4 protein-coding genes are annotated in these 5,607 nt (G+C 72.6%); 1 reads left to right on the top strand and 3 read right to left on the bottom strand.

All coding sequences use genetic code 11. The annotated features are described in order from the left end of the window. Nucleotides 1-129: 129 nt before the first annotated feature. The 3 genes from PSU4_RS30515 to PSU4_RS30505 are packed head-to-tail and all read right to left on the bottom strand — an operon-like array spanning nucleotide 130 to nucleotide 4,294. Nucleotides 130-1,284 (bottom strand): LLM class flavin-dependent oxidoreductase, encoded by a 1,155-nt coding sequence (locus PSU4_RS30515; protein WP_147116101.1) that lies wholly within the window; start codon nucleotides 1,282-1,284, stop codon nucleotides 130-132. Beyond that, on the bottom strand, nucleotides 1,275-2,141 hold the full coding sequence (locus PSU4_RS30510) for a MaoC/PaaZ C-terminal domain-containing protein (RefSeq protein WP_147116100.1): 867 nt from the start codon (nucleotides 2,139-2,141) through the stop codon (nucleotides 1,275-1,277). The genes PSU4_RS30515 and PSU4_RS30510 overlap by 10 nt, the downstream gene beginning before the upstream one ends. Further along, nucleotides 2,138-4,294, bottom strand: coding sequence for an acetate--CoA ligase family protein (locus tag PSU4_RS30505; protein WP_147116098.1), 2,157 nt, complete (start codon nucleotides 4,292-4,294; stop codon nucleotides 2,138-2,140). Before PSU4_RS30505 ends, PSU4_RS30510 begins: the two co-directional genes overlap by 4 nt. A gap of 119 nt (nucleotides 4,295-4,413) precedes the next feature. On the opposite strand from PSU4_RS30505, the gene PSU4_RS30500 reads away from it, so the two are divergent. Beyond that, nucleotides 4,414-5,607, top strand: coding sequence for an LLM class flavin-dependent oxidoreductase (locus tag PSU4_RS30500; RefSeq protein ID WP_147116097.1), 1,194 nt, complete (start codon nucleotides 4,414-4,416; stop codon nucleotides 5,605-5,607).

The raw sequence follows: 5,607 nt of genomic DNA, 5'->3' as shown, positions 1-5,607 counted from the left end.
CCGAGCGCCTGATGAAACGCCACGTCATCGCCGCGGGCGACGACCTCATCACCCACCTCGAGTCACTCGGCATGGAACTGGCCTGAGCGCGCGTCGGCCCCGCCGGGAACCCGGCGGGGCCGTGCCGGCTCAGCCCGCGACGCCGGCGGCCGCCTCGTCGGCGACGATCCCGCGAGCCCGCAGGATGGGCATGACGTGCGTGCCGAACGACAGGATCGACTCCAGGTTGGGCGCGCCGCCCATCTCGATCTCGTCGCACCCGATCCCGACCAGCTCCTCGATCCGGTCGGCCACCTCCTCGTGGCTCCCGACCAGCGCCGGCGCCGCCCCCGAGCGGACCAGCATCGGGCCGATCCACAGGTTGGGCGCGACCTCGGCCCGCCCCGACGTGTCCGACAGGACCCCCATCAGGCGGGTCCGCGCGGCCGAGGCGTTCACCCCCGCCTTGGCGAAGATCGCCCGGGCGTCCTCGATCGTCTGCGGGTCGACACCGTCGAGCATCGCGTCGGCCGCGGCCCAGGCCTCCTCGCTCGTCTCCCGGCTCAGCACCGAGAACGACAGCGCGCAGCGCACGGTCCGACCGTGCTCGGCGGCGAGCGCCCGCACGTGGTCGAGCCTCTGCCGCGTCATCTCCAGCGGCTCGACGTAGGAGAGGTAGACGTCCGCGTGCCGGGCGGCGAACTGCATCGAGAGCTCCGACGATCCGCCGTAGTACACCGTCGGGGCGGGCGCGAACGGCGCGACCGACGCCTCCCGGACGTGGTGATGGCGCCCCTCGAACGTGAACGGTTCACCGCTCCACGCCCCCCGCATGATCGTGAGGAACTCACCGGCCTGCTCCAGCCGCTCGGCCTTGTCCCGCCAGTCGCCGTAGCGCTCGGCCGTGGCGCCGGGCACCCCGGGCGTGACGTTCAGCGTCAGCCGCCCGCCGGAGAAGCGCTGGTAGGTCGCGACCATCTGCGCGGCGAGCACGGGTGTGACGAGCCCCGGACGGAAGGCGACCATGAACCGCAGCCGTGAGGTCCGCGTCATCAGCGCCGACGCCGTGATCCAGGCGTCCTCGCAGGTGTGGCCCGTCGGCACCAGCACCGAGTCGTACCCCACGGCCTCCGCCGCCTGCGCGATCTCGGTGAGGAAGTCGAGAGTCGCGGGCCGGTAGGACGACCCGACGGCCGCCGCCGAGCGCGAGACGCCCGACCTCGCGTTCGGCGCGGCCGCGATGTGGTCGAGGAAGCGGCCCGCCTCGCCCGAGGTGGGGAGGTAACCGTGCACGGTCAGGGGCATCGGGTGCTCCTCTCGCGCGTGCGGAACCGGCCCCGGTCGAGCACGACGGTCCCGTCGCCCCGGACGACCTGGAACCGGGCCTCGCCGGGGGCGTCGGCCCACACCCGGACGACGAGCTCGTCCCCGGGGAGGACGACCGCGGAGAACCGCGCGGACATCGCCCCGAACCTGGTGGGGTCGCCGTCGCACAGCGACCGGACGAGCGCGCGCCCGGCGAATCCGTAGGTGCACAGCCCGTGCAGGATCGGTGCGGCGAAGCCGCCGCGCGCGGCGAACGCGGGATCGCTGTGCAACGGGTTGCGGTCGCCGCAGAGCCGGTAGAGCAGGGCCTGCTCGGGACGGGTCGAGAAGCGCACGACGTGGTCGGGCTCGCCGTCGGGACGCGCCCACGTCCCGGACGGGGCGGACGCGCCCCCGAACCCGCCCTCACCGCGGATGTACATCGACGACCCGCACCGCCACAGCACGTCACCGGTCGCGGGGTCCACGCCCTCGGACTCGGTCACCACTAGCGCGCCCTTGCCCTTGTCGTACATGCCGGTGACGGTGCGGAAGACCTCGGCGGAACCGGCGACCGGCAGCGGCGCGAACAGCTCGACCGACTGCTCCGCGTGCACCAGCGTCGCCCCGTCGTAGTCGCCGAGCGGCGGGACCAGGTCGCGGACCCCCAGCACCGTCGCGAACGTCGGGAACGCGCGCTGCGCGACACCCGCGGTGTTCTCCGTGGTGAGCGCGAGTTCGTCGAGCGGGTCGTGGCCCGCCCCGACGCCGAGCGCGTAGACGATGGCATCGTCGGCGGTCCAGGTCCGGGTTCCCGGCCCGAACCGCTTGCCGACCAGTTCGTGGTTCAACGTCATGTCGCCTCCAGAGCTCCTCGTCGTCGCAGGACCACCAGACCGTCGAGCGCCAGCGCCCCCTGGCCCTCGGGGAGCACCGCCAGCGGGTTGATCTCGGCCGACTCCAGCCGGTCCCCCGCGGCCAGCGCCAGCGCCCCCATCGCCTGCAGGGCCGCCACCACCGCCTCCCGGTCGGCGGCGGGCATCCCGCGCCACGCACCGAGGACGGCAAGGGTGCGCAGCCCATCGATCATGCGCTCGGCGTCGGAGCGGGTCAGCGGTGGGAAACCGACCACGGCGTCGTCGAGGACCTCGGCCATGACTCCGCCCGCGCCCAGCACGACCGTCGGGCCGAACTGCGGGTCGCGCTGCACGCCGACGATCAGCTCACGATGCCCGTGCACCTGCTCGACCACGAGGAACCCGGTGAGGTCGGGCGCCGCGGACCGCATCTCGTCGGCGGCAGCCGTGAGCCGGCCAGGGTCGGTGACCCCCAGCCGCACGAGCCCGAGATCGGACTTGTGCACGATCGTCGGGCTGACCCCCTTCAGGACCAGCGGGTAGCCGATCTGTTCCGCGGCCGCCGCCAGGTCGGCCGCGGCCGGGACGAACACCTCACGCGGTGTGGCGATGCCGGCCGCGGCCAGCACCGCCTTGCTCGATCGCTCGTCCAGCGGACCGGCGCCGTCGGGCAGCGACACCGACGGCACCGTCGACGGGTGCGGAGGGCGTGGGGCGCCCACGCGGGCGTGCCAGCGCAGCCAGTGCTGCAGCGCGCGCAGGCCGTGCTCGGTGCCCTCCAAGGCCGGGATGGCGGCCGGCCGCAGCTGTTCGTGGACCTCCGCACGCAGGTGCGCGTTGAGGTTGCAGAGGATGAAGGCGGGCTTGCCCGTCTCCTCCTGCGCGTCGGCCGCGAAGCGGGCGAGGTCCACGGCAATCGTCGGGGTGGGCTGCCAGTCGGGCCTCGTACCGTCGGACGACACGACGAGCGCTCCGACGTCGTCCTGGCCCCCGAGCACGGACAGGACGGTGCGGTAGCACTTCTCGTAGGGGATCGGACCCCACACGTCGGCGGGGTTGGCCATCGTCCGCGCCCACGAGCCGAGCTCGTCGACGATCCGTTCCTTCGCTACCGGCTCCAGTGGTGGGAAGTCCACGCCGATCGGCTCCGCCAGGTCCAGAGCCATCGAGAGCTCACCGCCGGAGCCCACGACGAACCCGACCCCGCTGCTCGACGGCCGGCGCGGCTGCCCGAACGCGACGATCGTCTCGACCATCTCGCCCAGGCTGCGCACCTCGCTGACGCCGCAGCGTTCGAGGAACGCGCTGTTGACGCGTTCGCTGCCGGCGAGCGCCCCGGAGTGTGCGACGACGTTGGCCCGGGAGGCGTCGGTCCGCCCGACCTTCAGCGCGATCACCGGTTTGCCCGACTCGAGCGCGCGCAGGGCGGCCGCCTCGAACCGCTTCGGGTCGCGGATCTGTTCCAGGAACATCGCGACGGTCGTGATCCGGTCGTCCTGGACGAGATGGTCGAGGTACTCGCCGGCCGTGGTCACCGACTCGTTGCCGGTGGACAGGAGCACGCCGATGCCAAAGCGGTCGGTCGAGGCGAGCAGGGCCGATCCCACGGATCCGCTCTGCGTGATCACGGCGACGCCGCCGCGGACCCGGTCGACGTCGGGGACGGCCCCCGAGTAGGTGCCCACGCCGAGCGCGGGAGCCATGAAACCCATGCAGTTGGGCCCGATGACGGCCATGCCGTGGTGGCGGGCCGTCCGCTGCAGCGCCTCCTCCAGCGGCGCCCCGTCCGGGCCGGGGTCGGCAAAGCCCATCGCGTAGATCGTCGCGGCCCGCACCCCGTGCCGGCCCGCCTGGTCGAGCAGCTCGACGGCCGAGGGGGCCGCGGTCACGATCGTCGCCAGGTCGACCGTCTCCGGCACGTCCGCCAGTGACGGGTAGCAGGGCATGCCCTCGAACTCGTCGTACTTGGGGTTGACGGCGTACACGGGGCCGTCGTAGCCGAGGGTGCGCAGGTTGCGCAGCGTGTCGCGGGCGTGCGCGCTGCGTGGGGACGCCCCCATGATCGCCACGGCCGACGGCTGGAAGATCGCGTTCATCCGAGTGGTCGGGCCGCTCTCGGCCGACCGCGGGACGAGCTCTGGCGAAGTCGTCATCTCACCGCTTCCCTGAGGTGTTCCGGCGGCAAGCAGTCCACCCCAGAAAACGGGATACTGTCAACCGATCTGCTCTCACACTCTGGATACGAAGTACCGTCTGCGCTACCGTCGAGGCCATGGCGATCAAGATTCACGGCTACGTCCCGTCAGCGGGAGACGCGCGCACCTTCCCCGGCCAGGCAGCCGCGGCGCGCAACCGTGACGACTACGTCGCCAGCGTCTCGCGCGGACGCGGTTCGCGGAAGCGCCCCGCCACTCTCGACTACATGACCCAGGCCTGCCTGGCCGCCGAGTACATGGGCGCCGACTCCGTCCTCGTGCCGATCGCCCCCGGCTGCGAGGACCCCTGGATGGTGGCGTCCACCCTGCTCGCGCGGACGACCACGCTCAAGTTCATGGTGGCCTTCCGGCCCGGACTGCTGACACCGGTGCTCACCGCGCAGATGATCGCCAGCTTCCAACGCCTCTCCGGCGGCCGGCTCACCCTCAACGTCACCCCCGGCGTGGCCGGGCCGACGGCCCACCGCTACGGCGAGTGGAAGACCAAGGCCCAACTGCTCGACCAGGCCGGCGAGTTCCTCACCGTCGTCAGGGGCGTCTGGGGCGACGAGCCGTTCGACTTCGAGGGGCGCTGGCACCACGTCGTCGGCGCCGCGGTCACCGCCCCCGACCCGGTGCCGCCGTTCTACTACGCAGGCTCCTCCGACGAGTCGATGGAGTTCGCCGCCCGCCACGCCGACGTCTACATGTCCTACGCCGAACCCCCGGAGATGGTCGCCGAGCGCATCGAACGGGTCCGCTCGCGGGCGGCCGACCTCAGCAGGCAGGTGCGATGCGCGCTGTCGTTCCAGGTCGTCGCGCGCGAGACGAGCGAGGAGGCCTGGGCCCAGGTCGACGCCTCGCTCGACGGGCTCGACCCCGCCGTCGTCGAGCGCTCGATGCAGATGATCGGGGCCAAGGGCCACGACCAGTCCGGCGCCCGCAGGCGCCTGCTGGGCAGGCTCGAAAGCTCCCCCACCAACGCCGTGATCTCACCCAACCTCTGGATCGGGCCGATGCTGCTGCGCCCCGGCTACGCGCCGGTGCTCGTGGGCAGCTACGCCGAGATCGCCGATCGGCTCCAGGAGTACGCCGAGCTCGGGTGCGACGAGTTCGAGTTCGGCGGGACCCCGTGCGTCGAGGACTTCCTCCGGTTCGGCGACCACGTCATGCCGCTGTTGCGCGACCGCGGACTGCTCGACGAACCGGACTCGCCGTCTCCTCGAGACCGTTCCGGCCACCGGGCGGCACCCACGACGTTGTCGGTCTGA

Source organism: Pseudonocardia sulfidoxydans NBRC 16205 (genome assembly GCF_007989085.1).
GTDB classification, from domain to species: domain Bacteria; phylum Actinomycetota; class Actinomycetes; order Mycobacteriales; family Pseudonocardiaceae; genus Pseudonocardia; species Pseudonocardia sulfidoxydans.
This window is presented reverse-complemented; position numbering and strand designations above follow the sequence as displayed.

Excerpts from the sequence above, each read along its gene's own strand:
- PSU4_RS30515 (WP_147116101.1), bottom strand. The coding sequence starts at position 1,284 with ATGCCCCTGACCGTGCACGGTTACCTCCCCACCTCGGGCGAGGCGGGC.
- PSU4_RS30510 (WP_147116100.1), bottom strand. The coding sequence starts at position 2,141 with ATGACGTTGAACCACGAACTGGTCGGCAAGCGGTTCGGGCCGGGAACC.
- PSU4_RS30505 (WP_147116098.1), bottom strand. The coding sequence starts at position 4,294 with ATGACGACTTCGCCAGAGCTCGTCCCGCGGTCGGCCGAGAGCGGCCCG.
- PSU4_RS30500 (WP_147116097.1), top strand. The coding sequence starts at position 4,414 with ATGGCGATCAAGATTCACGGCTACGTCCCGTCAGCGGGAGACGCGCGC.